This window comes from Mycoplasmatota bacterium (assembly GCA_018394295.1).
Classification (GTDB): Bacteria; Bacillota_I; Bacilli_A; order Haloplasmatales; family Haloplasmataceae; genus JAENYC01.
Genome location: CP074573.1, coordinates 2,327,564 through 2,353,443, shown reverse-complemented (window position 1 = coordinate 2,353,443; position 25,880 = coordinate 2,327,564). Strand labels below are relative to the sequence as shown.

The window sequence follows — 25,880 nt, the reverse complement described above, 5'->3', positions numbered from 1 at the left end:
AATAAAGAGTCATTTTTATGATATTATACCTATATAGTAGACACTAAATAAAAAGGTGTTGGCTATGTAGGTATTTTATTTTATAATAAATTTAGATAACTAAGGGAGATGTACTAATGAAGAAGAAATTAAGAATTAAAGATTATATAAAAAAACATAGAGATGAATTAGAAAAGAATCCCTATGTTAGGAAAGTTGGTAAGACAATCCAATATGCACCTGAATTTAAAATTAAAGCAGTTGAGTTAAAGAAAAAGGGAGTATCTATAAGAGAAATATTTGAAAGTCATGGATTACCCTATAAAGAACCTAAAAGTAATACTTACATAACAAACTGGACTAAACAATATGAAGAAAAGGGAAAAGAATCATTTTTTAATGAATCAAGAGGTCGTAATATAAATGGTAAATCAGGAAGACCAAAGAAAGAAGCAATAACAGCTGATGAAAAAGTATTAATACAGGAGAAAATAATAGAAGCGCAAAGGCAGGAGATTGAAGCATTAAAAAAGCAATTATGGCAAGGAAGGAAAGTGAAAATAAAAGAAAATAAATATGTTCCAACTCAATTAGTATTTCAATTTATCGATGATTTAAAAACTAAAATTAATGTACCAATACAAACATTATGTAAATATTTTAATGTATCAAGATCTGGTTATTATAAATGGATTAAATCTGCTAACAAGAGAAGACAAAGAGAGTTACAAGACAAATCAGATTTTAAATTAATAAATGATTTGTGGGTAAAAAATAAAGTATTTGGATATCAAAGAATTACAATGCATCTAAGAAATGATTTAGGTGTAGTAATGAACCCTAAAAAAGTTTATCGTTTAATGAAAAAGAATGGTATACGTTCTACAGTAAGGATTAAAGATCCCTATAAACATTTAAAAGACTCATATAAAAATCATCATACATTTGAAAATGTATTAGATAGAAATTTTGATGTTGATGAACCTGGTACAGTATTCGCGACTGATATCACATACTTAATTTTTAATGGTTATCGATATTATTTATCTGTAATTAAGGATCTTTGTACACGTGAAATTGTAGCTTGGAAAGTATCTCAAAATCTAAGTCTAGATTTATCGTTAGATGTAATTAATCAACTTGTTGAAAGATATGGAGATGAAAATCTAAAAAATACCTTAATCCATTCAGACCAGGGTTTATATTATACTAATTCAATGTATGTAAATAAACTAAAGGAATTAAATATTATTCAATCTATGTCACGTAAAGGTAATTGTCTAGATAACGCAAAAATGGAGACATTTTTTGGACATTTTAAAGACGAGTGTGAGTATTATGATGCTACTGATATTAAATCATTGAGGTTTATATTAAATGATTATATGAATTATTATAATCATAAGCGTTATCAATGGACATTAAAAAAGATGGCCCCTGCGCAATACAGAAGCCATCTACTAGCAGCATAAAATATTAATATATTAATTTTTTTGTTTCTGTCTACTTGACAGGTATAAGTTCATTATACTACTCTTTATTTTTACTGTATTTACTAATATTCATTTTCATTTTAAATAGATTGTAAAAAGTTCATTTTTTCTTTTATTTCACTACATATAAGATAATTAAAAAAAAGGTGAATAAAACTTATAAACTTGTATGTTTTATTCGCCTTTCTGCTATTCTGTATTCTGTTTAATTAATTCTTGAAAATAATTAGCTGATTTTTGTAATGTTTCACTAATTTCCTTGATTTGTTCATTATCTAAATTTTTTGCTAAATTTAATGTTTCTTTTTTTGTCAATTTTATATCTTCATCTATTAATCCTAGTAAGTAATCTGCACTAACATCTAATGCTTTACAAAATATCTTTAGATTATTACTGGTCATATCTTGACCGTTCTCATATCTTGATATTTGGTCTTGTGCTATGTTTGTTAGTCTAGATAATTCTTTTTGTGTAATGTTTCTAGATTTTCTTGCTTCTTTTAGTCTTAATATCATAACACAACCTCCTTTTAATAAAAAAATATGGAAAAAAAGTAATATTTTCCTTGAAATAATTACTATTTAATAATATAATAGTATTAATTTATCATATTTCCATACTATTCGAGAGGTCTTTAGTGGTACCAGCGACGGGACTCGAACCCGTAAGGATTTGACTCCGGTGGATTTTGAGACTACCAACTATAAATAGTTGGTATTTTTGTATATTTTTTTTAAACTACCAACTAAAAAGAAGTGGGTAGTTTTTTTTATTTAAAATTTAAAGGAGTTGTTTACGAAATGACTATTAAAGAAATTACATCAAAACAATTCAAGTTATTTTTAGATCGTAAAGATGAATCTAATATTGGATTGTTTTTTATTTACCTTAGTTGTGAGGAGTTATGTTAATTAGATTTTGAAAAAAAACAAAAGGGGGGTGAAAATATGTTTATTAAATTTAATAATCAATTAATTAATGTTCAAGTGATTTCTTCTATTGATATTGAAGATGAATGTATTGTTTTGAGATTTTCTAGATTACATCATCCAACTAAAAAAGAAGATGATATTTATGTTGTAACAGAAGTGTCTGAGTCAAAAGAAGAAGTTGAAAAAAGATTTTTAGAATTACAAGTATTACTTTGTGTACATTGTGATGTAGAAAGTGATTTAAATATTTGGTAATTAATATTTATTTAAGGGAGTTGGTAGGATGATTTGGTGTAAACCACCATAATAATTGTTTTTATAATCATACCTTTAAATTTAATGAAAGGAGTTATAAATATGACTAGAAGTAATATGATTGCTAAGTTAGAAAAGAAAGGTAGATTGTATAAATGGGTCTGTTATTCAGATAAACAAATATATTGTATGTATCAAAAATATGTTTTATCTCGTTAAAGGAAGAGGATAAGCATGAATAAGATTGAAAAAAGTCAATTAATTATTAACGAGTTATCAAAGTATATTTCTATTGATTCAAGTAATAAAGATATTATATTTGGTGCAATTAAGACAGGATTAACAAGTATTGAGTTAGTAGAACTAAAAGATTTAATTTATTTAAGTGATCAAATGAAAAATAAACGTAAATTTACGTAAAATCTATACGATAGAAGGAGTGATTTAAGTGGCAACAGCTACTAATAATGAAGTAAATGCAAGTGAAAACAAAAATAAACAAGGTGTAAAAAATAATGTTTCTGAATCTGTATTAAAGTTTTCTAGAGATATGACTAAAGAAGAAATATCTAAATTACAGAAATTTCAAGTTAAAATAGTTAAAAAATTTAATAAAAAATATAATCAAACATCATATAATTTATTTGTTAGATTTAGTGGTCATGTTCATGGTCGGATTAAAATAAATGATGTTGCTAGATATTACAATGTAATAGATGAATTAAAATCAACGAAGTATAAAATGAAAAAAGAAGAATTTAAAGATATTGAAACAATATACATTAATGATGTACCAGTAAGAACTTATCATGTAATTAATGATCTAGAAAATATCAATTATAAAAAGTATAATGTTTTCTTAACTGAAAATGAAATATTTACTAATTACTTTAGTAAATCAGAAGCGATATTAGTATCTAAAGAAAACAAGGATATTAAATTTATTACAGTTACTAAAGATTCAGAAGTTGATGAAAAAGGTGATGATATTGGCAGCTGGTAAAAATATTAAAGCTAAGGAATGTAAATTATATCATTGTAGTGAATGTAATAACATGATTGCAAAGTCTAATGATTTAATTATTTCACATGGTGAAATATCTGTTAAATGTGAAAAATGTGGTACTTTCAATCAAATTAAATAATTAGTATTACGAATACTAACCTTAATTCTTTTTGGTTAGTATTTTTTTAAAAAAAATTTGATAAAAAAAATAAATAATAAAAAGAAAGAAGAGATGAAAAATATGTCTAAAGAAGTTGAATATACAAAAGAAGAGAAACTTTTGCATTTTGGTGAAAGAATGAATGATGATAGTTTAACAGATGGACAAAGAAAGTATGCTAAAAATCGTTACAATCAAATATTAGAGGGAAATGATTATGCTCCATATTCTTTAGAAGAAAAGAGACAATTTCACACAAAGAGAGCTAAGAAAGACTCAATCAATCCAAAAACTAATAAGAAGTACACTAAAGCAGAACGTTCTCGTTCTCGTGGTTATCTTCAAGCATTAAAAAATATTTCTAGAGCTTTTAAATTTAAAAATCCTGATTATAAAAGTAAAAAGTATTAATTTATTGTAGGTGATTTATTTGAATGTTAGAAATAATTATTATTCAGATTCAGATAAAATTAATTATTATTCTAAACGAAAAAATGATGATAAATTAACTAATCGTCAAAGAGGATATGCTCAATTTCGTTTAGATCAATTACAAAACAGTAAAGAAAACAATAAACAAAAAGATAAAAATCATTTAAAAAATACTCAAATAAAAGTAGATCATAAAATTAGTTATGATGATATTTATAATTTTGATAAAAAGAGAAAGTATTATCTAAACTTAAAATCAAAAATGTTGAATGATTTTTTTAGAAGTAATTATATTGGTGAACATGAATTAGTTATTAATGATAAAAAAAATAAAGTTAAGTACTTAGCACAAAATGAAGATGTTTATAAATACTTAAAACATTTTATTAAAACAAATAAAGATTTTCAAAAAGTAGTTTATTATGAATTATTTTTTGATAATAAAAAGAATAGACTTGATGATGTTGAAGCTAAAAAACAAGCTATGAAATCATTAAAAACTGAATTAAATGTTATTGATGTTCACGATATGGAATTGGAAGATATACGTAAAATTTTAGAAGGTTAGGTGAACATATTGAAAAAATTTATTTCTTATTTAGTTGTATTAACAATATTTATGAGTTTTGCTTTTATTACAAATATCAATGTTAATGCTGAAGATTTTGATTATACTCACTGGATAGAACAAGATGATAGAGTATATTTACAATTAGGTGATGACCAAGATATGGGTGGAGCGACTTATCTTGATGGCATTGAATTATATTCAGGAGATAAGCAAGATTTATTTGGTTTATATAGTGATATTAATGTAATAAAACCTGATATTGTAGGTTTGAAAGATTTATATTTTCTTGTTTATGATGCTCAAGGAAAGACATTTTTAAGAGAAGTAAAATTAGGTACATATGATGATGTAGGTACTTATCCTATTATGGTAGAGGAAGAGTCACAAACAGAATTATTAATATATGCTCAAAGTTTTAGTAATGTACAAGAAATAGATACTAATCAAGTATGGACTTTATATTTTACTAAAACAGATTCTAAGCCAGTTATTAATGGTGAAACTGCTTTTATTACTAATGTAGATTCACCTAAGTCAGTAGATGAAATTCAATCACGTTTATCAGCATTTGATAATGAAGATGGTGATATATCTTCTAATATTACTGTTGTTACAGATAATTATACTGCTAATAAAAATACTGTTGGTGATTGGCATATAATTTTTTCTGTTACTGATTCATCAGGTAATACAAGTACTTTAGACTGTTCTGTATTAGTTCGTGACGCTGTTTCTCCTGAAATATATGGTACATATAATTATACTCAATCTATGACTACTTTATTGGATGTTAATACAACTGTATTAAATGCTTTATCAGTTGACGATAATTATGATTCTGATTTGCCTATTACATTAAAGACAGATAATTATACTGCTAATTATAATATAGTTGGTACTTATACAGTTACATATGAATGTTTTGATACTTCGGGAAATTATGATACATATGATGTAACTATTGAAGTTATTGATGATGTAAAACCGACTTTTACTGGACCTCTTAATATTGTTAAAAATAGTAGTGAAACATTGACTATTTCTGATATTCAAAGTCAGTTAACTGCTAATGACAATAAAGATGGTAATATAACAGATTCAATTACAATAAAAACAGATAATTATACTGGTAGAGGTCATATTAAAGGAACTTATACTGTTATTTTTGAAGTTAAAGATTTATCAAATAATGTTCAAACTCATACTGTTACTATTGAAGTAATGGATGATATTCCACCAGTATTTTTTACTGATAATTATTTTATTACTGTTGCTCAATCTGTAACGTTAACTAATCAAGATATTATTGATTTGTTAACTGCAACTAATCAGATAGAAGTAGTTGCAACAACATCTGTAATGACTTTGAGTAACGAATATTTAGGTAATGAAACTACTATTGGAATGTATGCAGTTACGTATAAAGTTACATCTGTTGATGGTAGTGAAGATACTATTAGCACTGTAGTAAATGTAATAGAGGATGAATCAGATGATACAGTTACTATTACACCTGAAGAGCCAGTAAAAAAAGCATGGTATATTTCGGTTTGGGAATGGATATGTTGGTTATTTAAAACTATTTGGAATTGGATAGTTAATTTACTTTAATAATGAGGTGATATAGTGAAAAAGAGGATATTTTATTTTATTTCACTAGTAGTCATAATATTTGAGGTCTTGATTATTCAAGACCTTAAAACATATGCTTTTACTCAACCATTAACTTATGACGAAAACAAAGATATGTATGGTGGTATATTGGAATGTTATTCTGATTGCGAAGAATATTCTAAATATTTAACTTTACCATCAGGTGCTAAAATAATGAATTTACATTATGATTTTGGTGAAACTATTAGAAAAGTTTTTTTACCTAAGACTATATCGTGGGACATTGAATTTAACTTAAATCAGTTATTGGTTGATAATAATTTAGATATAAATGAGGTATCTAGTGTAAATATTCAATTTATGTTTGAATCTATTTATGATGAATATTATCCAATTAAAGATTTATTATATCATTATGATGGAAAGACTGAACGATTAATTATAGATGAATTTAACAATGATTTTTTATTTATTAATATCAATCCTAATAAGGAAATTCATAATATTAAAATTATACCTGAATATTATCAAGCAACTGATATAATAAACAGAAAAATTATAAATGCTATGTTTATTCCAGTAGTAGAAATCTATATGAAATCGGATGATACTGTTATTCATAATGTGACTGAATTGGATAATGTTTTAAAAGATAATTATGAAAATTATGGTAGATTAAATGTCATTAAAACAGATACATCTTATGATTTGCAATTTTACGCTATAAGTAATGTATATATTTGGAATAATTTAAATTTACCATCTGATATTGAACAAGAAGATATAAATTACGCTAAGTGGGTTAGGTCTGAATATAATAATCAAAATTATTATATTTTAGAGTTTTCATTGAAAGATGGTAGTACTTTAATTTGGAATCTTAATGATGAAGAATACGAGAAAGTTAATGTAGTTACTATAACATCAGATGAATGTGAAAAAAGAAATAAATATGAAATATATATACATTTTAACACTGATGTTCCAATGGATGATATATATATGATGAAAGTATCTTATACAGATTACTATACGTTTGGGGCTTTTGATATGTTTGAAAATGCTAATTGGATACAAGGCTCAGAAAAAACTCATGAAAGAATAATTAAATCTGATGAAACTTATGATATTTCACATGGTTTATTAGATTGGTATACTAGTGGGCTTTTCGGAAAGAAAGGACAAGTTAATGCTATTGAACATAGTGATAAAGAAAATTATGATTGGAAGATATTTCTTGGTGACATGAATCAAACAGAATTATGGTATAAACGTGATAGTTGGATACAAGAAGCAGTTAGTTCTATGATTAGACCTAGTGATTATTTTATTAAAGATTATGTAGTTTTAAAATTTTGGTATTCATATAAAGGTGTAGCATATGTATCGGATGAAGTAATTGATGTTCCGTTGGCTGATGATACAACTAAAGAGTTATCAGATGTACAAAAAGCCATGCTTAATACAGAAAATAAGATTAATAATATTGTTAATCATCCAGTAGTTAATTTTATAATTGATAATTTAGATGTTATTGTTATTATTATTGTTTTACTTATTTTATTATCTGTATTATCACCTGTATTAACTTTATTACCTGTTATTTTAAAATCTGTATCTTTATTAATTAAGGTTGTTTTCTCTATTTTGTTGTTACCACTTAATATAGTAAGTTCATCATCAAAGAAACATAATCATTATAAGAAGTTTAGAAAAATGTAATATATATGATCTATGAAAGAGGTGATTTATTAATGTTATTAATTTTTTGGCTTTTGATTTTATTTGATATTTTAATGGTTTTGCCTATTTTAGTTTTATTTAGATATAGAAAATATTATGAAAATTTATTTAATTTTAGCGTTGGATATTGTAAATATAGGTTGGGTTATTTAATTAGTATTTGCGGTAAAATTAGAATGGGTAAATCAAGCTTGTTGTCTGGGTTAAGTCATGTATTTCAAATAATTATAATGGGTAATAATAATGAAATTATGAAAGAGGTAAGAAATGAATTTTATTTTATTGATTTTAATGAATTTGAAAAAGTGATTTCAGATTGTTATTATCGTGAAAATATAAATGATTTAGATTTAATAACTGATAAATTACTTTTAAAATATAATTTGTTTGGCGATTATTTAAAATATAATTTTTTAAATTTTGAATCTGTTAAACAACTAATAAAAAATTATGTTGAAGCTTATTATGTTATTTATATTCGAGATCAATATGTTTATTCTAAAACTCGTGTTTATAGTCATATTACGAATAAAATGAATTTAGAATATGATTTAGATTGGACTAAAATAAAAGAAGCGTATAGGAATAAAAATTATGCTATTTATGATAATTTTGTTGAGTTACAAGATGAAGCAACAGATGAATTAGGTGCAGCTAATCAATATGAAGATATGAAAGATGAATCAGGTGCTAAAGAATATAAGCGTAAATATGGTAATATGCATAGAGAAAAAAATTATATGATTACATCTAAACAAGATTCAAGTGATGAAATAGCTAGGCATAGAAGATTGTACCAAACAAATATAGAGATTGTAAATAAAGTAAATGTTATTGGAAATTTTAAAAAGATTAATTATTTTATTAATAAAATATTATCATTTGTTGATAGTTTTAATAGATATCGATTTATGATTTTAGCTTTATTAAAAGGTATTATTGATGTTGATGAACGTGAACAATTTATTAATGTTAAATTAAAAGGTAAAGTATTCGGTCGAAAACTTGAATATAAATTAACATTTTTACAAAAGTTCCTTTTCTCAAAATCCTACTGTGAATTTAATTGTAATATTTATCAAAAAGAGGAAGATGTAGGCAAAGAGAACACAAATTCTAGACATTATTATGATGATTATACTTTTGTTATTCCGTTAGCATATTGTTTTGGCTGCTTCAATACTCATGAGTATTCTTATATTGAAAGTGAATTAATAAAACATTCTGATGTACATTTTGAAGATTTGCAACAAGCATTAATGTTTAATAGAGTAAACAAAAGCTATTTTAAGTAATATCGATTTAAAGCGATTTTAAGCCCTTTTAAGCGATATATCAATAAACAATATAATTATAACGTTATTGTTTTACAATCTAGGAGGTGTTTTAAATTATAAGAGAAATAATATATTTTTTAGTTGGTATTACAATATCAATGTTAATTACATATTTATTAATTATAAGAAAGTTATTCAAGTTTATTAATCATGAACGAGATCAAAACGATTTATATCGAATGAATGCTGTTAATGATTTTGATAAATCTAAAGAAGTAATTATTGAAGATGAAGCAGATGAAAATATTACAGGGGAAGAAAATAATTTTAATTGGTAGTATTAGAGGTGGTATAACATGAAAGTATTGTCTTTATTTAGTGGTATTGGTGCTTTTGAAAAAGCTTTAAGTAATATAGATATAGATTTTGAATTAGTTAATTATTGTGAATGTGATCCTATTCCAAGCAAAGCATATTCTTTAATACATAATGAATCAAGGGATAAAAATTTAGGTGATATAACAAAGGTTAATATTTTAGATTTAGGTTATTATGATTTAATTGTTCATGGTTCACCTTGCCAGGATTTTAGTATTGCTGGCAAACATAAAGGTGGAGAAGAAAATACAGGAACTCGTTCAAGTTTAATGTGGTATTCTGTTAAAATAATTGAAAAAGTTAAACCAAAATATATTATATGGGAAAATGTACCTCAAGCAATTAGATCTAATAACTTATACAATTTTCGTAAATATTTAAATAAATTAATTCAATTTGGATATACATCTTATTATCAAGTTTTAAATTCTTTAGATTATAATTTACCTCAAAATCGTAAAAGGGTTTATTGTGTATCTATTAGAAATGATGTTAATTTTCCTTATGAATTTCCATTAATAATGAAATTAGAAAAAAGGTTATCTGATTATTTAGAAACTGATGTTGATGAATACTATTATAATATTTGTCCTTCTATGTTAAAAGCTGTTGAAATTGGTAAGGTGAAAATTATAGATAATTTTTGTTATTCTATTACAACTAAAATGCAACGTTGGAATAACCCAGGACTTATAAAGGTGTATCAAGCAACTAAAAAAGGATATGATTATGCTTATCCTGGTGATTGTATTAATTTAGCTTATAGTAATTCAAAAACTAGACGTGGACGAGTTGGTAAACAATATTGTCAAACAATAACATGTAATAATAATTTAACTGTTGTTGATGATGATTATAGATTGAGGTACTTAACACCTTTAGAATGTTTAAGACTTCAAGGTTTTGATGATAAAGATTATGAAGTGTTAGTTAAAAATGGTTTTAAAAGAGATCAATTATATAAATTAGCTGGTAATAGTATTCCGGTTTCAGTTTTAGAGAAATTATTTTATAAATTATTTATAGATCGATCTACATATCAATTATCTATGTATGAATTTATATAGTTTTTAAAAATAATTCTTGACAAATTAAACTTTATAGTGTATTTTATATTACTTGTCAATAAGGACATATTATCGTTAAAATAAAAATCAATGCATTAATTTGAATAAAAAAGAGGTGTAAGTATGTTGCTTCATGAAAGTTTAACTACTACATCTAAAGATATTGTAAATCTACCTAAACATTTTAAATTTTTTAAAAATGAGATTTGGACGTCAAATTATAAAAGTGCTGTTGTTCAAATGTTTAGAATAAAGATTAAATCTAAAAAACGTATGCTTGGTGATAATTTTGTAGAATTAATTCAATATGATAAACCAATATATCAATATGACAATAACACATTATATCGTGAATTTAAAACTTTAGAAGTTGGCACAATCAATTGGTATAATCAATTAACTTCACAAGCACGTTATTTTATAAGAAATATAGATGATATTCTTTTCAATCGTTTATATAATCGTTTATATAATCATGATTATTTAGAATATATTGAGGAACGTTATAATCGATTATATGACTATGCAGTTAATAATGAAAAATATGATTTATTATCAGAAGACTTAACTTCATTGAAAGAAGATGTTTTTGAAAATAATGTAGTTTTAGGTGAAAATATAAAAATAGGTTATTATGGAAAATATAAACGATTGTTAGAATATGCATTTAATCATGATGAATCATTACTTAATGAAGATAAAACAGATTTAAGTGACGAAACAATTTTGAAATATTTATTATTAGATGAATCAATTCCGACTCCAACAGTTGATAAAATTAGACGTTCTTGTAGTAGATCTTATGAATATATTATTGATTATGCTCGCTGTAATTTAGATAAATTTAAAATGTTTGTTACTCTAACATTCGCTGAGTATGAACAAAAGGATTTACATTTACATTATAATGATACTCGTGATACAAGTGATTGTAATTTAAAATTTATATATGTAAAGGATCCTAAAGATTATGAAGAATGTATTAAAAAATTCACTTCTTTTAAAGATAATTTGAAAAAGAAAATGAAAAAAAAGGGGTTAGATTTATATTATTTAGGTGTTCCAGAATATCAAACTATTGGTAATATTCATTTTCATTTATTAATGAATGAATTACCTAGTGAGTTTTTATATGAAATTCCGTCTTGGTTAGATTATGATTATGAAATAAATGAAAGAAGATATGGAAAAGGTATTAAAATATGGAAATATGGAAAATCAGATATTGAAGAAATTAAGGATAAGGATAGAGTTATTACATATCTTGCAGGTTATTTAATGAAATCAATAAAAAATTTATCTGAAACAGAGTATTTAGATAGATTAAATAAACAAAGATATTATAATTCTCAAAATTTAATTAAGCCTGAAGTTAAAATAAATGAAGATTTTACAGAAGAATACAATGAAATTTATTATACAACTTATCAAAATGTTTTTAATCAATCTCAAACGGATAAAATAGTTTTTAGTTTACATGAAAATAACTAAGATGTTCATTGTGCAGCTGCAGTATTATGGACTACAATGTATTTTATAATTATGAAGGGTAGTTTGCACTACCTTTTATTTTTATGAAAGGATGAAAGTATATGTTATTAGAAAATGCAGTAACAAATTATTTATTACATTCAGAATTAGTAAAAAGTATTAATACTTATAAATATGAATGTAAACATTTAAAACCGATGTTGAATTATTTTAAGATGAAAGGAGTTGTATTAATTGAAGATATTGATGATTTGGCTATAAATCAAATGATTTTATATTTTAAGAATCATAATAATTGTAAAAATATTACATTAAATAAAAAAATTAATCTATTAAAAAGAGTATTTTATTTTAATAATATTAATAATGATTATTTATTTAATTTAGAAAAATTAAAAGAAGATAAAAAACGATTTGATTTAGTAAAAGAAAGTGATTTAAGAAAAATTATTACTTTTATGTTAAGATTTAATGATGATAATCCAGTAGAATTATCTGAAAAATTAATTATATTTTTATTATTGGATACTGGAGTAAGAAATAATGAATTATTAAATATTGAAATTAATAATATTGATTTTGATAATAATATGATTTTATTAACTAAGACAAAAACTAAACAAGAAAGAATTGTATTTTTTACTCATTTAACTAAAGAATTAATGATAAAATATATATCATTATTACCTGAACGTAAATATTTATTATGGAATTATAGAACTTATAAGTATTATAATTATGATAATATTAGGAGTTTATTTAATCGAATTAAAGAATATTGTAAAATTGAAAAATTTCATCCTCATATGTTACGTCATACATTTGCGACATTATTTCTTGAAAGTGGTGGTTCATTGGTATCTTTGCAACAGTTATTAGGACATACATCATTAAAAACTACAGAAATATATCTTCATATGTCTTTTAAGCATTTGAAAAATGATTACGAGAAACATAGTCATAATTTATATTCATAATAAAATTTTTGTTGAAATAATTTGATATTAGTTAAAAAAAACTAGGTGAAAAGCCTAGTTTTCGTGTTATAATTTAATTAATCTAAAAATTATAATATATATTATTATTAATTATAGTATTTCGATTATTATTTCAAGTAGGTTGGGGGAAGAGTTTATGTTTAAGAATAAAAATAAATGGTATAACAAAATATTATCAAAGCATTCTATAATATACTTATTCTTTTTTTGGTTGTTTTTCGTAAAAGATATCAATAATTTAGTTGGTGATGATTTAAAATATTTAACTGCGCTTTTATTACTTATAATATTTTTATATATAGCACTTCTAATACTTAATTATTACAATAAAATGTATAACTTAATTTATATGTGTGCAAAAAAAATTACTACTAATATACAAAAACATATTATCTTAAGGCTGTTTCTTACAGTACTATGCTTTGTTATTTTTTATGGAATATTTAGATTATATATACAAGAGTTATATATAATTAATTTATATGTAATGTTAATTTTATTTACTTTTCATTTCTATTGTTTAAAAACTAAGGAAAAGTATCAGGAAAAATATGACAAAAATTATTGTGCTTATTTTTATTATATAATATTTACAATGTTATATATTGTATGTTTTTGTTATATGGTAATATTTGCAATTATGAAAAATGTAAATTTATTTGATGATTATATTGTTTCTCTTTTGATACCTTCATTTCCAATGATATTAAAGAAAACTGATTTATTATTAAAATTAAAAGAAGATAATAAATAAAACTTAAGGAGATAATTTTATGTGTGAAAAATGTGACTTAATACAAGATGCAATTGAAAAATGGTTTGATGTTGTTGAAAAATCTAAAATTGATAATTCAATAGTTCCTTTAAAACCAGAACATTTTATTGAATTGATATATAATTCTTTAATTGAACAAGATTAAGAAACTATTTTGTTATCTTCTTATAATTGTAATTATGTTAATCTGAAAAGTTATTCATTTTTTAAAATGTTAATTTTGATAAATAATATATTATATTGAGGTGAAATATGAAAGCTAAAATTAATTTTGAAGATAAATTTAATATAACATCACATATTGTATTTGATAAATTTAGAATCACCGTAAGTATAGACAATGAAACGGATAGAAAATATATGCGACAGTATATTTTTAAGTATAATTTTAATATAACAATTATCGAAGAAGTAACTTCAGAAATTATTTATGCTAATGTAAAATATTCTCACTACTGTAATAATGATATTGAATTTATTTTAAAATACTATATTAGATCATATGGTATTAAAAATTTCAAAGAAATTAGTTTTGAGTCAAATTATTTAACTGATTACATTAGTCCAATTGATTATTTTTGGTTTAATAAAAGGAAAGGTATACAAAATCAAGATTTATTATATAAGTCAATAGATATTTTGGATTTTAATTTTTATCTTGAAGATATTAGAATCAAATCAAGTATAAGTGTTGGAAATATTTTGAAAGATGGTATAAGAAGTGATTTAAAACTAAATACTATTTTAAATTTTCAATTAAATAAAATTAGTAATTTAGATATATCATTTCAAATTTTTGACATTGTATTAAAATTTTTACAAATGATGTCATATAGAAAAAATGTTAGTTTTAATAAAATAATTTTAAAAGGAATTGATGATAATGAAAAAAATAAAATAGGATATTTGTATGCAAATATAGAAAGTAATGATGTAATTTCTAGTTCTTCATATAATGCTAGTTTTTTACTAACAAATAATCATATTTCTGATATCTTTCAAACTCTTGTAGATGATAAATGTTTTTATGTAAAACATTTGCCTAATAAATATGATGACTTATTTGATATTGACGTCATAAGATATTTTTTAATTTTTTCTGCATTTGAAAGTGAATACAATAAAATATATGATAATACAAAAAACCATAAAGATTCTAGTTTGAAAGGTATAAAAAAAATTTTATTAAATAAGATTAATGAAATCAATTGTGACTATTTTAATGAAAATGAGAAGAAATGTTTATTAGATGCTAAAAGTGTAATTGGAAATATTGGTAAAAGAGTTAAAACTATTGAAAAAATTATAAATAGTTTACAAAAATATAAAAAATGTATAGAGGGTACTTTAGAGTATAAGTATTTAGATTATGATGATTTATTTTCTTATGCTAAAAAAGTATGTGATATAAGAAATGATATTGTTCATGAAAATTATGATACACAATTTGATCAATTTCAAATATTTGATATTAAAATATTAGAGTATTTGACTTATGCTATGTTTTTATCTAGATGTAAATTTAATGATAATGAAATAAATCATATTATAAAAAAAGTTTTTTGGGGATATAGTGTCAGTTACCTGATGATAAAGAAATAAAAAATTTATTAAATTAAGAATGATTATTTTAGTAATTTTAATTATTAACAGTAATATAAAAAAAAAGGTAGAGTTTAGTCTCTACCTTTAGTTTACCATGGAATAACTTTTGATGTGTTTTCTTTATCTATTTTCATGTCAGTTCTTTTTATTATTTCTATTTGATCTGGATTAAGTTTATTTTCTATATAGTTTATCTCGTCTAAAAAAATATTGCAATAATAAATATCTTCATCTATTTTTTCTATATGTTCTAATTGATAAGGGCGTTCATAGGTTAATAGGCTAATGTCTTTATTAAATATATCTTGATCATTATTATTGATTATTAGTAATATTAAATTAAATTGATTAGCATTTAAAATATGACTACGTATATTAAGTATGTTGTCTATAGTAGTTTCGTATTTATATGAATAATAATAAAGATCAGGTTTATAAATTTTAGTTAAGTTTAATTGACATTTTCTTAATTCGTTTAAATCAATTTTAGTTGTTAATTTTTTGAATTTCATATTTAATTATCCTCCTTTCTTTTGTAAATAAAAAAAAGTCATTCGTGATGACTTTCTAAGTTGTGTTATTCATTTTCTGTGTTTTCATCAACTAATCCTAAAAGATAATCTGCTGATATTTTTAATGTTTTACATATTTCAACTATTTGTTCATTATTTAATGTTTGTATTCCATTTTCTATTCTTGATATGTTATTGCGTTTTAAATTAATAATTTTTGCAATATCTTCTTGTTTTAAATTTAATTTTTTTCGTATTTGTTTTAGTCTCATTTAAAAATACCTCCCTCAATTAAATTTTTTGTAAATTATAGTTGATTTATAAGAAATCATAGTATATAATTTACTTATGATGTCCGTTAAACGGACGTGTGTTGAGGTAGTCTTAAAATCATGGTACCAGCGACGGGACTCGAACCCGTAAGGATTTGACTCCGGTGGATTTTGAGTCCACTGCGTCTACCAATTCCGCCACGCTGGCATGCTTTTACATTATACACTTTGATTTAAAAAATGTAAACAGGTTTTACATTTTTTTTTGATGAATATATTGGAAAAGTGTGTAAAAAATAAATTGAAGGTGATAACATGAATGGAAATTATTTGATACAGGCACTCTTAAGTACAACATTATCTTTTTTAGTCCTCTTATTACTTACAAGATCCTTGGGAAAAAAACAAATGTCTCAATTAACTTTTTTTAATTATATTACTGGGATAACGATTGGGTCTATTGCGGCGAATATTGTTACATTAGAAGGTGAAGATTTTGTTCAAACGATATCATCATTAATTTGGTGGTGTTTATTAACTTATGTGGTTGATGTACTTGTCATAAAGTTTCCTAAAGCACGTGTTTTTTTGGATGGAGAACCATCTATTGTGATAAAAAAGGGTGAACTACAACATAAGACTTTAAAAAAATTAAGACTAGATATGGATAATTTACTGACTTTAATGAGAGAAAAAGATGTGTTTTCAATCATGGATATTGACTATGCGATTGTTGAACCGAATGGTGAATTGACTATTCTAAAAAAACCAGATAAACAAGCCTTAATTAAAAAAGATATAGATATTATACCTGAACCACAATTATATATGCCTACTCAAATAATTATTTCTGGTTTTATTGTTAGAAAAAATATGAAAGAACTGAATTTATCTTATGATTGGTTATATGAACAACTTCACAATCATGGAATAGATAAAGTAGAAGATGTGTTTTATGCAGAATTACAACCTGATGGAAGTTTATTTGTAGATATTAAAAATTGATTAAGTCTTGTATTAATCACTTCCAATATTAGGAAGTCTTTACTTATTGGATGTTGATATGGTAATATTACAAGTATGAGAAGATTAATAGTTCTAAGATTAGAGAGGTTATAATATGAAGAATATACCGATATATCAAGTGATTGAAAATGATATTAAACATCAAATAAAAAATGGTTTATTACAACAAGGGGATATGATTCCGAGTGAAAATGAATTAAAAGAAAAATATAATGTTTCAAGGATGACGGTTAGACAAGCATTGAATGATTTAGTTAATGAAGGTTATGTGTATAAGCATAAAGGGAAAGGTACATTTGTTAATTCAGTAAAGATTGATAAAAAGATTCAAGGGTTAATCAGTTTTACAGAGGAAATGAATCAAATGAACCGTAAGGTAACCAATAAAATTATATCTATAGATTTAATACCAGCAGATGAAGAAGTGAGTGCTAAATTATTTTTGAATAAAGATGAATTAGTGTATTTAGTTGAAAGAATACGTTATGGTGATGATATTCCTGTATTATTTGAACAATTGTATGTACCCTATCGTTTGTTTAAGGTAATTAATGAAGATATCATGGATGGATCCTTTTATCAGTATATAGAAGAAGAACTACATTTAAAAATTAATTACAGTATTCAAACAATTGAAGCAAGGCTAGCAACAAATGAAATCGCTGATTATTTAGGAATATCTAAAACTGCACCAGTTTTACATATCTCATTAAATTCTTTTTTAGATAATGGACGACCTTTTGAATATGTAAAGTCTTATTATCGAGCAGACCAATATCGATTTATACAACATGCAGTAAGATAGACTACCTTTTGGGTAGTTTTTTTATTTTTACTTGTCTAATCACTTGTATAGATAAGTTGAATAGTATATAATAGGATTAGATAAATTAGATAGGAGGGAATAGGATGCTAAAAGGAATAAAAAATGTGAAATTATTAACACCTCAAGGATATTTGAATGGCAATATAGAAATTGAAGATGGGAAGATTAAACGTATTAGTTCTAGTCAAGCGATTGAGGGAATTTGTTTTAATGAGGATGTTATTGTTGTTCCTGGATTTATTGATGAACATATACATGGAGCTAATGGATCTGATGTAATGGATAGTAGTATTGATAGTTTACGTAACATGTCTACTACCTTGGTAAAAGAGGGGACAACTAGTTTCTTAGCAACGACAATGACACAAAAAGAAACTGTAGTTACTGATGCGCTTCAAAATGTTAATGAGTATATGAAACTTAAAGATTCTAGTGGAGCTGAAGTTTTAGGGGTTCATCTTGAAGGTCCATTTATTAATGAAAAAGCATGTGGAGCTCAACCTAAAGAATATATTGTCAATCCTAGTATCGCTCAATTTAAAAAATATCAAGAAGCGAGTGGTAATCATATCAAAATCGTAACAATAGCACCTGAAGCAGAAGGGGGCTATGACTTAATACGTTTTTGTAAAGAAAATAATATTATTGCTTCAATTGGACATACAAAAGCTAATTACTTAGAAACAGTTCAAGCGATTGAAGAAGGAGCTTGTTCTGTAACCCACTGTTTTAATGCGATGACAGGTATTCACCACCGTGAAATTGGTGTTGTTGGAGGAAGTTTTTTACATCAAAAATTAAACGCTGAAGTGATTGTAGATGGAATACATGTACATCCTAAAGCAGTAGAATTACTTTATAATAATAAGGGTAAAGAAAATATAACTTTAATTACTGATTCAATGCGTGCTAAAGGATTAGAAGATGGTGAATATGAATTAGGTGGTCAAAAAGTATTTGTTGAAAATAATGAAGCAAGACTAATTGATAAGACGCTAGCTGGTAGTGTGTTAAAAATGATTGATGCGGTAAAGAATTCAATAAAATTTTTAGGAATTAGTTTAGAAGATGCAGTATTAATGGCATCAACAAATCCTGCTAAGAAATTAAATATTTACGATAAAAAAGGAAGCATTGAAGTTGGTAAAGATGCTGATTTAGTTATATTAGATAAAGATTTAGATATTTTGATGACAATTGTTAAAGGAAAAATAGTTTATCAAAAAGGAGTATAATTGTGGAAGTAAAAGTATTTAAAAATTATGAAACATTAAGTAAAGCAGCAGCTGAAGCTGTGATTAATCAAGTAAAAGAAGATTCAAATTCTATTATCGGCCTAGCAACAGGGAGTTCTCCTATTGGGATTTATGATGAGATGATTAAAGATTATCAAAACCATCATACATCATACCAAAATATTAAAACTTTCAATTTAGATGAATATTATGGTATTAATCAAGATCATTCACAAAGCTATTATCATTTTATGATGAAACATTTATTTAAACATATCGATATTAAGCAAGAAAATATTCATATTCCTAATGGTTCTATTTCTGATATTGATTCTGAATGTGATTCATATAATCGTATGTTAGAAGAGAATCAAATTGATATTCAAATATTAGGAATTGGTAGTAATGGGCACATAGGGTTTAATGAACCAGGAACTTCATTTCAATCTACAACCCATTATGTAAAATTAGATGAGAAAACAAGAAGTGATAATGCAAGATTTTTTGCATCAATTGAAGAAGTCCCTAAACATGCTGTTACGATGGGAATTCAAAATATATTAAATTCTAATAAGATTATCTTAGTGGCATCAGGTAAGAATAAAGCGGATGCTGTTTATCAAATGGTAAAAGGACCACTTGATTCTAGTTGTCCTGCCTCAGCGCTTCAAATGCATGATAATGTTACTGTTTATGTAGATGAAGAGGCTGCTTCTAAATTGTGATATGAAACTGAATAGTTTTATATATATAAAATGCTTTCCTAAATCATCTGGAATGCATTTTTTGTTTTTTTTGAAAAAAATAGGTGATTTATTATGGTATAATAAATTATATTATTAGTTTTAGGGGGGGAACATGAATAAGAATATAATTGAACAACTAAAAAGCAAGTTAATTATTAGATATCAAGTGGATAACAATTCGTTAAATGCATTGGGAGGTTACCAAAATTTTGTCTATGAGTTTAAGAAAGATAATGTTTCGTATGTTATGAGAATTACAGATGTAAATCACAGAAGTGTTAAAGAAATTGAAGCAGAATTATTATTTTTAGAGATGCTTGTTGAGAATCATGTACCAGTTGTACGAGGGATAAAACTTCCTCATTGTGATTTAATTGAAAGATTTAAAACAGATCATAATGAATATCTTGTAGTCGTCTTTGATAAAGCTAATGGACTTACTTGGACTGAGTTTAAAACTAATGATAGTACCTACTATATGGCAGGTAAACAATTAGGTAAAATTCATCGTATATCAAAGACAATGAAGAATGATAAACAAAGAGAAAATTGGAGTGAAAATCAATACTTAAAAGATGCTTATAAAGTAATCCCAAATCAAGATATTTTAGAGAAAATGGAAGATTTAATAGCTTCTTTAAATGAACTTCAGCAATCAAATGATGTCTTTGGTCTTGTTCATGGAGATTATAATTTTGCGAATATTATTTATAATGAAGATCAATTAACAATTATTGATTTTGATGAAGCTGAGTATCACTGGTTCATCTACGATATTGCTGTTTATTTATTTTATTACCTTCTTGGTGGAGACCCAGCGAATATGGATAAAGAACCAAATATAGAATTGTTTAAACAATTTATGAAAGGATATCTTGAAGAAAATATAATTTTAGTGGAATGGATTGATAAATTACCACTATTCTTTAGACTACGTGAATTTATTTTATTAAGTTCAGTCTATAGAAGTAATCCTAAAAAAACATTTCATCCGTGGCAGAAAGCATATATTGAGTCTACTGAATATCGTATACTCAATGATATTCCTTTTATTGATATTGATTATGTAGAATTATTTAATGATATTAAAAATAAATAACTATTAACAAAAAGCTTACCATTTTTAATTGGTAAGCTTTATTTTTTATTATGATTATTTGTTGGATATAATAATAATGGTTACTATGTAAGCCTTAAATATTATTTCCAATGATTATAAAAGACATTATTTCTATCATTAACATTAACTGGGTTTCCTTTTTCATTTGGGTATCCAACTGGTACAATAAATTCAACAGTTAAATAATCAGGCAAATATAATACCCTATTAATATTTTCTAAATTAAAAAAGTCTACTAGACAACCTTTAAGCCCATGTGATACTGCGCTTAATATAATATGTTGAGCAGCAATATAGGTAGGAGATGACTGCATCAATGTTTTCACTTTCTTTCTATCATCTAGTTTAATAAGAAAATCAGTTATATCTTGTCCATATCTTGACTTAATCCCTTTATGTGTATAACTTTCAGCACTCTTATTTTTAAAATCAAACGATATATTTGCACAACATTCAAATATTACTGGTGCTTCCGCATCCCATTCTGCATAAACTGTTTCCTTCGCTATTTTTCTTTAACACTTTTATCAGTAATTACACCAAAATAGTAATTGCATGAATCTGTACACGGTGCAGTAGTTGCTGATTCTAGTATATCATTTATGATTTCATTACTGACTTCTATATTTTTAAATTTTCTAACTGATCTACGATTTTTAAATACTTTTTTGATTTCCATTTTACCCTCCACCATTTATGGTTGTTATAGTTGTTCTTTTCATAGATTTTTCATCTAAAAACAAGTATACCATAATTAAAAAATGAAATTAAGTTACTAAAAGTTAAATTATAAGTTAATAAAATTAACAATTAATATAAAAAAACGGTTAAAATAAACCGTTTCAAGGACTCTAGAAGCACTAGTTATTTTACTATTGGCGCGCCTGATAGGACTCGAACCTACAACCCTCAGAACCGGAATCTGATGCTCTATCCTTTGAGCTACAGGCGCATGCTATTATTATATACTAAATTGAAAAATAAATAAACAATTATTTTATTGTAAGAATATTCTTTTTAGTATATAATCAGAAAAGAAATGAGTGATATTATGCGTAGTATATTAGGTTCAATTGTTGAGGCGAATAAAAAATTTAATTTAATAGAACCAGGTGATCGAATTGCAGTTGGTGTTAGTGGTGGCAAGGATAGTATGATCTTGTTGTATGCTTTGAGTTTATATCAAAAATTTGCTGATATAGATTTTGAAGTAGTAGGAATAACACTACAATTAGGATTTCCTGATATGAATTTTGATCGAGTTGTTGATTTTTGCAGTGATAAAGGGATTGAGTATCATTTAGTTAAAACACAAGTTTATGAAATATTAAAACGAAATCTTGATAAAAACGATCGAATAAAATGTTCTTTATGTTCTAAATTGAAAAAAGGGATTTTAAATAACGAAGCTAAAAAATTAAATTGTAATAAAGTATCTATGGCACATCATTATGATGATGGGATAGAGACTTTATGGATGAACGCTATTTATAATGGGTATATAGCCTCTTTTAAACCGAAGATGTATTTAGATGAATCTGGTGTAACGTTTATTAGACCGCTTATATTATGTACAGAAAAAGCAATAAAAAAGGCTGCATTGAAGCATCATTTACCTATAATAACGAGTACTTGTCCAAAAGATAAACTAACTGCAAGAGAAGAGATTAAAAATTGGTTGAATCACGATTTATATAAAAAATTTCCTTCAGCGAAATTAAACTTTCAAAATATGCTTTTACACCCTGAGCGAGTCATATTATGGAAAGAAGATAAAGAGTAAAATAAGAACTGAATTGGCATCAGTCCTTTTTTTCTATATGGATATTTTTGCATATTTTAACTATTTATAACAATAAGTTGTTATAATAATAATAAATCGATAAAATTCAAGGAGGATTTATGAATCAATTTTACTGTTATACAAAATGTAGTACTTGTAAAAAAGCACAAAAGTATCTAGATGAAAGAAACATTCCCTATGAAATAATTGATATTAAAAGTGCAAAGTTTACAAATAGTGATATAAAAAACTTTCATCAAAGAAGTGGGAAAGATATTAGAAAATTGTTTAATACTAGTGGAAATGTATATAAAGAATTAAAATTAAAGGACAAAATTAAAGACATGACAATAGATGAATGTTATGACCTTCTTTCAACAAATGGGATGCTTATTAAACGTCCTATTCTAGTGACTGATTATAAAGTTTATATTGGCTTTAAAGAAGATGAATATGGAGCGCTAATGAATGAATGATATTACACAAGATGATTTAAATCAAGCATTAAAACGTCATGATAATTGTGTCGTGTTAGTTTATACAAACATGTGTGGGACATGTGAAAGTGCTAAAATCATGTTAGATATTGTTTCTAAAACAATGAAGCATTTATTGATTTATCAACTTAATGTTAACCATTATCCAAACATAATTGAAGATTATCATATCACAAGCATTCCTTGTTTTTTACTTTTTAAAGAAGGAAAATTAGTTGAACAATTTTACGCTTTTCATTCGGTCACATTTTTATATCAAAAATTTATGAAGATATTTAATGATATATTTTGATTATCTATTTTCATTTTTGACAAAAAATTATATAATGAATACATGAATTGTATAAAAAACTATCAAGAAAGAAGTGATATGATGAATACCTCAAAGATAGGCGATGTTGTTCAAATACATAGCTACAAACATAATGGAAAAATTCATCGAGCTTGGAAAGAGGCGGTTATTGTAGACCATACAGAAAATTATTTAATTGCTGCTAATAATCGTACTAAGGTCACTGAGTCCGATGGGCGGTACTGGTATACTAGAGAACCTGCTATTTGTTACTTCTTCAAAGACCATTGGTTTAATGTGATAGGGATGTTAAGGAAAGATGGTATTTATTATTACTGTAATATTTGCTCTCCCTATTTATTTGAAGAAGGTGCGATTAAATATATTGATTATGACCTAGATGTTAAAGTTTTTCCTAATTATAATTATCGTATTCTAGATAAAGATGAATATGATAAACATCGTAAGAAGATGCAATATCCCGAAGATATTGAAAAAATAATTGAAAGTGAAATGAGAATTTTATTGGAATTTATTAAAAATCATGAAGGTCCCTTTGCCCCTGGATTTGTTGACCATTGGTATCGTAATTATATAAAAAATTATAAACAAGTAGTTAAATAGTAAAGGAAGCAGTTATGCAAATTTATAAAGAATTAAAAACAAATGAAGGAATATTACGAGGTTATTTACATCAACCAGATATTAATGGTAAAATGCCTCTTGTTGTTATGTATCATGGATTTACTGGACACAAAGGAGAGAATGCTTTTTTATTTACACAATTTTCTCGTTACTTGTGTGATAATAATATTGCTAGCTTAAGATTTGATTTTTTAGGTAGTGGTGAAAGTGATCATGACTTTAAATATATGACGTTTTCTAAAGAAGTAGAAGAAGCTAAAGCGATTTTAACCCTAGCGAAAACTTTCCCTTTTGTTAGGAAAATCATTGTGATGGGTTTAAGTATGGGTGGAGCAGTAGCTACTCAAGTTGCTAAAGAAAGAGCATCTGAGATTGATAAATTAATTCTGTGGGCTCCTGCTGGAAACATCCGTGAAATTATAGAAAATTCACATTTCTCTACTTCAGAAAATGGAAATTGTGATTTAGGTGGAATTGAACTCAGTTCTCTCTTTATTGATGATATTAAAGAAAAAGATTTATGGACAGGTATTGATCAGTTTAAAAAACCTGTATCGATTCATCATGGATCAAATGATACAGCTGTTCCATTGATTATAAGCGAAAAATATAAAGAGATTTATCAAAATTGCAAACTTCATATCTATCAGAATGGTACACATACCTTTACAAATGTAATGATAAGAAATAAATTATTTGCTGATAATGTTAAGTTTATCTCGGATTAAATAAAAACGCTTTACAAAAGTAAATAACTTGTGTATAATTATAGTCCATAGAACATAAAAAATAAATATCACATATGAAGCATAGACATGGAATGAGGTGTTTGTTATGAATGATATTTCAGCAGAACATTTAAAAACAATCGTTAATATCTTCAATCTTATTCAAGGTGAAGAAGATATTGAACAATTATTACTAGATGTATGTACGCTTAAAGAATTAGAAGCAATTTTTCAGCGTTTTAAGGTTGCTCAAATGTTAAAAAATGGTCTTTCTTTTAACCAAATCGAAGAAAAGACAGGAATGAGTTCTACAACAATCACACGTGTGAGTAAATGTCTTAAAAATGGGAAAGGTTATAATAAAATGTTTAATAAGTATAACTTTTCTATGAGCATTGATAATTAGCGGCCTTTTTCGGTC

General features: G+C 25.1%; 33 protein-coding genes and 2 tRNA genes. 28 read left to right on the top strand and 7 right to left on the bottom strand.

Features of this window, described 5'->3' with window-relative positions; genetic code table 11:
- Positions 1-116 precede the first annotated feature (116 nt).
- Positions 117-1,451: an IS3 family transposase gene (locus tag KHQ81_10925; protein ID QVK17363.1), complete on the top strand. Its 1,335-nt coding sequence runs from the start codon at positions 117-119 to the stop codon at positions 1,449-1,451.
- A 210-nt stretch (positions 1,452-1,661) separates the two neighbouring features.
- Here KHQ81_10925 and KHQ81_10920 read toward each other — a convergent pair whose 3' ends face one another.
- Positions 1,662-1,988: a helix-turn-helix transcriptional regulator gene (locus KHQ81_10920; GenBank protein ID QVK17362.1), complete on the bottom strand. Its 327-nt coding sequence runs from the start codon at positions 1,986-1,988 to the stop codon at positions 1,662-1,664.
- A 432-nt stretch (positions 1,989-2,420) separates the two neighbouring features.
- Between KHQ81_10920 and KHQ81_10915 the strand changes: the two genes are divergently transcribed.
- The 16 genes from KHQ81_10915 (at position 2,421) to KHQ81_10840 (ending at position 15,774) form a co-directional block, all read left to right on the top strand.
- Positions 2,421-2,660: a hypothetical protein gene (locus tag KHQ81_10915; protein ID QVK17361.1), complete on the top strand. Its 240-nt coding sequence runs from the start codon at positions 2,421-2,423 to the stop codon at positions 2,658-2,660.
- 234 nt (positions 2,661-2,894) lie between these two features.
- Positions 2,895-3,080, top strand: coding sequence for a hypothetical protein (locus KHQ81_10910; GenBank protein QVK17360.1), 186 nt, complete (start codon positions 2,895-2,897; stop codon positions 3,078-3,080).
- A gap of 28 nt (positions 3,081-3,108) precedes the next feature.
- Positions 3,109-3,663, top strand: a complete 555-nt coding sequence (locus KHQ81_10905; protein QVK17359.1) for a hypothetical protein — start codon at positions 3,109-3,111, stop codon at positions 3,661-3,663.
- Positions 3,650-3,805: a Com family DNA-binding transcriptional regulator gene (locus KHQ81_10900; protein QVK17358.1), complete on the top strand. Its 156-nt coding sequence runs from the start codon at positions 3,650-3,652 to the stop codon at positions 3,803-3,805. Before KHQ81_10905 ends, KHQ81_10900 begins: the two co-directional genes overlap by 14 nt.
- A gap of 102 nt (positions 3,806-3,907) precedes the next feature.
- Positions 3,908-4,237 (top strand): hypothetical protein, encoded by a 330-nt coding sequence (locus tag KHQ81_10895; protein QVK17357.1) that lies wholly within the window; start codon positions 3,908-3,910, stop codon positions 4,235-4,237.
- A gap of 19 nt (positions 4,238-4,256) precedes the next feature.
- Positions 4,257-4,826, top strand: a complete 570-nt coding sequence (locus tag KHQ81_10890) for a hypothetical protein (GenBank protein ID QVK17356.1) — start codon at positions 4,257-4,259, stop codon at positions 4,824-4,826.
- 9 nt (positions 4,827-4,835) lie between these two features.
- Positions 4,836-6,440: a hypothetical protein gene (locus tag KHQ81_10885; protein ID QVK17355.1), complete on the top strand. Its 1,605-nt coding sequence runs from the start codon at positions 4,836-4,838 to the stop codon at positions 6,438-6,440.
- 15 nt (positions 6,441-6,455) lie between these two features.
- A complete protein-coding gene (locus KHQ81_10880) occupies positions 6,456-8,165 on the top strand; it encodes a hypothetical protein (GenBank protein ID QVK17354.1) in 1,710 nt (569 codons plus the stop codon).
- Between the two features lie 32 nt (positions 8,166-8,197).
- Positions 8,198-9,481, top strand: a complete 1,284-nt coding sequence (locus KHQ81_10875; GenBank protein ID QVK17353.1) for a hypothetical protein — start codon at positions 8,198-8,200, stop codon at positions 9,479-9,481.
- Positions 9,482-9,621: 140 nt separating this feature from the next.
- Positions 9,622-9,801: a hypothetical protein gene (locus tag KHQ81_10870; GenBank protein ID QVK17352.1), complete on the top strand. Its 180-nt coding sequence runs from the start codon at positions 9,622-9,624 to the stop codon at positions 9,799-9,801.
- Positions 9,802-9,819: 18 nt separating this feature from the next.
- Complete coding sequence (gene dcm, locus KHQ81_10865; protein QVK17351.1) at positions 9,820-10,908, top strand: DNA (cytosine-5-)-methyltransferase; 1,089 nt, start codon at positions 9,820-9,822, stop codon at positions 10,906-10,908.
- Between the two features lie 123 nt (positions 10,909-11,031).
- Complete coding sequence (locus tag KHQ81_10860; GenBank protein ID QVK17350.1) at positions 11,032-12,399, top strand: hypothetical protein; 1,368 nt, start codon at positions 11,032-11,034, stop codon at positions 12,397-12,399.
- A 101-nt stretch (positions 12,400-12,500) separates the two neighbouring features.
- The gene (locus KHQ81_10855) at positions 12,501-13,376 is read left to right on the top strand and encodes a site-specific integrase (protein ID QVK17349.1); all 876 of its coding nucleotides are present in this window, start codon (positions 12,501-12,503) and stop codon (positions 13,374-13,376) included.
- 157 nt (positions 13,377-13,533) lie between these two features.
- Complete coding sequence (locus tag KHQ81_10850) at positions 13,534-14,151, top strand: hypothetical protein (protein ID QVK17348.1); 618 nt, start codon at positions 13,534-13,536, stop codon at positions 14,149-14,151.
- 19 nt (positions 14,152-14,170) lie between these two features.
- Positions 14,171-14,317 (top strand): hypothetical protein, encoded by a 147-nt coding sequence (locus KHQ81_10845; GenBank protein QVK17347.1) that lies wholly within the window; start codon positions 14,171-14,173, stop codon positions 14,315-14,317.
- Positions 14,318-14,424: 107 nt separating this feature from the next.
- The gene (locus KHQ81_10840) at positions 14,425-15,774 is read left to right on the top strand and encodes a hypothetical protein (protein ID QVK17346.1); all 1,350 of its coding nucleotides are present in this window, start codon (positions 14,425-14,427) and stop codon (positions 15,772-15,774) included.
- 92 nt (positions 15,775-15,866) lie between these two features.
- Here the strand turns inward: KHQ81_10840 and KHQ81_10835 are convergent, their stop codons facing one another.
- The 3 genes from KHQ81_10835 to KHQ81_10825 all read right to left on the bottom strand — a co-directional run bounded on the left by KHQ81_10835 (position 15,867) and on the right by KHQ81_10825 (position 16,769).
- Entirely contained in the window at positions 15,867-16,289 is a 423-nt protein-coding gene (locus tag KHQ81_10835; protein ID QVK17345.1) for a hypothetical protein, read from the bottom strand.
- Positions 16,290-16,354: 65 nt separating this feature from the next.
- Positions 16,355-16,561: a helix-turn-helix transcriptional regulator gene (locus KHQ81_10830; protein QVK17344.1), complete on the bottom strand. Its 207-nt coding sequence runs from the start codon at positions 16,559-16,561 to the stop codon at positions 16,355-16,357.
- Between the two features lie 121 nt (positions 16,562-16,682).
- Positions 16,683-16,769 (bottom strand) — tRNA-Leu (locus KHQ81_10825).
- A gap of 107 nt (positions 16,770-16,876) precedes the next feature.
- Between KHQ81_10825 and KHQ81_10820 the strand changes: the two genes are divergently transcribed.
- The 5 genes from KHQ81_10820 to KHQ81_10800 all read left to right on the top strand — a co-directional run bounded on the left by KHQ81_10820 (position 16,877) and on the right by KHQ81_10800 (position 21,493).
- Positions 16,877-17,566: a DUF421 domain-containing protein gene (locus tag KHQ81_10820; GenBank protein QVK17343.1), complete on the top strand. Its 690-nt coding sequence runs from the start codon at positions 16,877-16,879 to the stop codon at positions 17,564-17,566.
- Positions 17,567-17,681: 115 nt separating this feature from the next.
- On the top strand, positions 17,682-18,392 hold the full coding sequence (locus KHQ81_10815; protein ID QVK17342.1) for a GntR family transcriptional regulator: 711 nt from the start codon (positions 17,682-17,684) through the stop codon (positions 18,390-18,392).
- A gap of 104 nt (positions 18,393-18,496) precedes the next feature.
- Positions 18,497-19,648 carry an N-acetylglucosamine-6-phosphate deacetylase gene (gene nagA / locus KHQ81_10810; GenBank protein QVK17341.1) on the top strand — a complete coding sequence of 384 codons (1,152 nt, stop codon included), beginning with the start codon at positions 18,497-18,499 and terminating at the stop codon, positions 19,646-19,648.
- A 2-nt stretch (positions 19,649-19,650) separates the two neighbouring features.
- Positions 19,651-20,373: a glucosamine-6-phosphate deaminase gene (nagB, locus tag KHQ81_10805; protein ID QVK17340.1), complete on the top strand. Its 723-nt coding sequence runs from the start codon at positions 19,651-19,653 to the stop codon at positions 20,371-20,373.
- Between the two features lie 133 nt (positions 20,374-20,506).
- Complete coding sequence (locus KHQ81_10800; protein ID QVK17339.1) at positions 20,507-21,493, top strand: phosphotransferase; 987 nt, start codon at positions 20,507-20,509, stop codon at positions 21,491-21,493.
- A 101-nt stretch (positions 21,494-21,594) separates the two neighbouring features.
- On the opposite strand, the gene KHQ81_10795 is transcribed toward KHQ81_10800, so the two are convergent.
- The 3 genes from KHQ81_10795 to KHQ81_10785 form a co-directional block, all read right to left on the bottom strand.
- Entirely contained in the window at positions 21,595-21,828 is a 234-nt protein-coding gene (locus KHQ81_10795; GenBank protein QVK17338.1) for a nitroreductase family protein, read from the bottom strand.
- Between the two features lie 191 nt (positions 21,829-22,019).
- Positions 22,020-22,193: a nitroreductase family protein gene (locus KHQ81_10790; GenBank protein ID QVK17337.1), complete on the bottom strand. Its 174-nt coding sequence runs from the start codon at positions 22,191-22,193 to the stop codon at positions 22,020-22,022.
- Between the two features lie 197 nt (positions 22,194-22,390).
- Positions 22,391-22,466: transfer RNA gene (locus KHQ81_10785), tRNA-Arg, on the bottom strand.
- A 99-nt stretch (positions 22,467-22,565) separates the two neighbouring features.
- Between KHQ81_10785 and KHQ81_10780 the strand changes: the two genes are divergently transcribed.
- The 6 genes from KHQ81_10780 to KHQ81_10755 all read left to right on the top strand — a co-directional run bounded on the left by KHQ81_10780 (position 22,566) and on the right by KHQ81_10755 (position 25,865).
- Complete coding sequence (locus KHQ81_10780; protein ID QVK17336.1) at positions 22,566-23,297, top strand: tRNA 2-thiocytidine biosynthesis protein TtcA; 732 nt, start codon at positions 22,566-22,568, stop codon at positions 23,295-23,297.
- A 119-nt stretch (positions 23,298-23,416) separates the two neighbouring features.
- A complete protein-coding gene (locus KHQ81_10775) occupies positions 23,417-23,773 on the top strand; it encodes an arsenate reductase family protein (protein QVK17335.1) in 357 nt (118 codons plus the stop codon).
- Positions 23,766-24,086 carry a thioredoxin family protein gene (locus tag KHQ81_10770; GenBank protein QVK17334.1) on the top strand — a complete coding sequence of 107 codons (321 nt, stop codon included), beginning with the start codon at positions 23,766-23,768 and terminating at the stop codon, positions 24,084-24,086. The genes KHQ81_10775 and KHQ81_10770 overlap by 8 nt, the downstream gene beginning before the upstream one ends.
- Before the next feature lie 81 nt (positions 24,087-24,167).
- On the top strand, positions 24,168-24,710 hold the full coding sequence (locus KHQ81_10765) for a DUF402 domain-containing protein (protein ID QVK19621.1): 543 nt from the start codon (positions 24,168-24,170) through the stop codon (positions 24,708-24,710).
- Positions 24,711-24,724: 14 nt separating this feature from the next.
- Positions 24,725-25,459: an alpha/beta fold hydrolase gene (locus tag KHQ81_10760; GenBank protein ID QVK17333.1), complete on the top strand. Its 735-nt coding sequence runs from the start codon at positions 24,725-24,727 to the stop codon at positions 25,457-25,459.
- Positions 25,460-25,565: 106 nt separating this feature from the next.
- Positions 25,566-25,865: a DNA-binding transcriptional regulator gene (locus tag KHQ81_10755; GenBank protein QVK17332.1), complete on the top strand. Its 300-nt coding sequence runs from the start codon at positions 25,566-25,568 to the stop codon at positions 25,863-25,865.
- Positions 25,866-25,880 lie beyond the last annotated feature (15 nt).

Coding starts and splice junctions, on each gene's coding strand:
- KHQ81_10925 (QVK17363.1), top strand. CDS start 117: ATGAAGAAGAAATTAAGAATTAAAGATTATATAAAAAAACATAGAGAT.
- KHQ81_10920 (QVK17362.1), bottom strand. CDS start 1,988: ATGATATTAAGACTAAAAGAAGCAAGAAAATCTAGAAACATTACACAA.
- KHQ81_10915 (QVK17361.1), top strand. CDS start 2,421: ATGTTTATTAAATTTAATAATCAATTAATTAATGTTCAAGTGATTTCT.
- KHQ81_10910 (QVK17360.1), top strand. CDS start 2,895: ATGAATAAGATTGAAAAAAGTCAATTAATTATTAACGAGTTATCAAAG.
- KHQ81_10895 (QVK17357.1), top strand. CDS start 3,908: ATGTCTAAAGAAGTTGAATATACAAAAGAAGAGAAACTTTTGCATTTT.
- KHQ81_10875 (QVK17353.1), top strand. CDS start 8,198: ATGTTATTAATTTTTTGGCTTTTGATTTTATTTGATATTTTAATGGTT.
- KHQ81_10870 (QVK17352.1), top strand. CDS start 9,622: ATGTTAATTACATATTTATTAATTATAAGAAAGTTATTCAAGTTTATT.
- dcm (QVK17351.1), top strand. CDS start 9,820: ATGAAAGTATTGTCTTTATTTAGTGGTATTGGTGCTTTTGAAAAAGCT.
- KHQ81_10860 (QVK17350.1), top strand. CDS start 11,032: ATGTTGCTTCATGAAAGTTTAACTACTACATCTAAAGATATTGTAAAT.
- KHQ81_10855 (QVK17349.1), top strand. CDS start 12,501: ATGTTATTAGAAAATGCAGTAACAAATTATTTATTACATTCAGAATTA.
- KHQ81_10850 (QVK17348.1), top strand. CDS start 13,534: ATGTTTAAGAATAAAAATAAATGGTATAACAAAATATTATCAAAGCAT.
- KHQ81_10845 (QVK17347.1), top strand. CDS start 14,171: ATGTGTGAAAAATGTGACTTAATACAAGATGCAATTGAAAAATGGTTT.
- KHQ81_10840 (QVK17346.1), top strand. CDS start 14,425: ATGAAAGCTAAAATTAATTTTGAAGATAAATTTAATATAACATCACAT.
- KHQ81_10835 (QVK17345.1), bottom strand. CDS start 16,289: ATGAAATTCAAAAAATTAACAACTAAAATTGATTTAAACGAATTAAGA.
- KHQ81_10830 (QVK17344.1), bottom strand. CDS start 16,561: ATGAGACTAAAACAAATACGAAAAAAATTAAATTTAAAACAAGAAGAT.
- KHQ81_10820 (QVK17343.1), top strand. CDS start 16,877: ATGAATGGAAATTATTTGATACAGGCACTCTTAAGTACAACATTATCT.
- KHQ81_10815 (QVK17342.1), top strand. CDS start 17,682: ATGAAGAATATACCGATATATCAAGTGATTGAAAATGATATTAAACAT.
- nagA (QVK17341.1), top strand. CDS start 18,497: ATGCTAAAAGGAATAAAAAATGTGAAATTATTAACACCTCAAGGATAT.
- KHQ81_10800 (QVK17339.1), top strand. CDS start 20,507: ATGAATAAGAATATAATTGAACAACTAAAAAGCAAGTTAATTATTAGA.
- KHQ81_10795 (QVK17338.1), bottom strand. CDS start 21,828: ATGCAGTCATCTCCTACCTATATTGCTGCTCAACATATTATATTAAGC.
- KHQ81_10790 (QVK17337.1), bottom strand. CDS start 22,193: ATGGAAATCAAAAAAGTATTTAAAAATCGTAGATCAGTTAGAAAATTT.
- KHQ81_10780 (QVK17336.1), top strand. CDS start 22,566: ATGCGTAGTATATTAGGTTCAATTGTTGAGGCGAATAAAAAATTTAAT.
- KHQ81_10775 (QVK17335.1), top strand. CDS start 23,417: ATGAATCAATTTTACTGTTATACAAAATGTAGTACTTGTAAAAAAGCA.
- KHQ81_10770 (QVK17334.1), top strand. CDS start 23,766: ATGAATGATATTACACAAGATGATTTAAATCAAGCATTAAAACGTCAT.
- KHQ81_10765 (QVK19621.1), top strand. CDS start 24,168: ATGAATACCTCAAAGATAGGCGATGTTGTTCAAATACATAGCTACAAA.
- KHQ81_10760 (QVK17333.1), top strand. CDS start 24,725: ATGCAAATTTATAAAGAATTAAAAACAAATGAAGGAATATTACGAGGT.
- KHQ81_10755 (QVK17332.1), top strand. CDS start 25,566: ATGAATGATATTTCAGCAGAACATTTAAAAACAATCGTTAATATCTTC.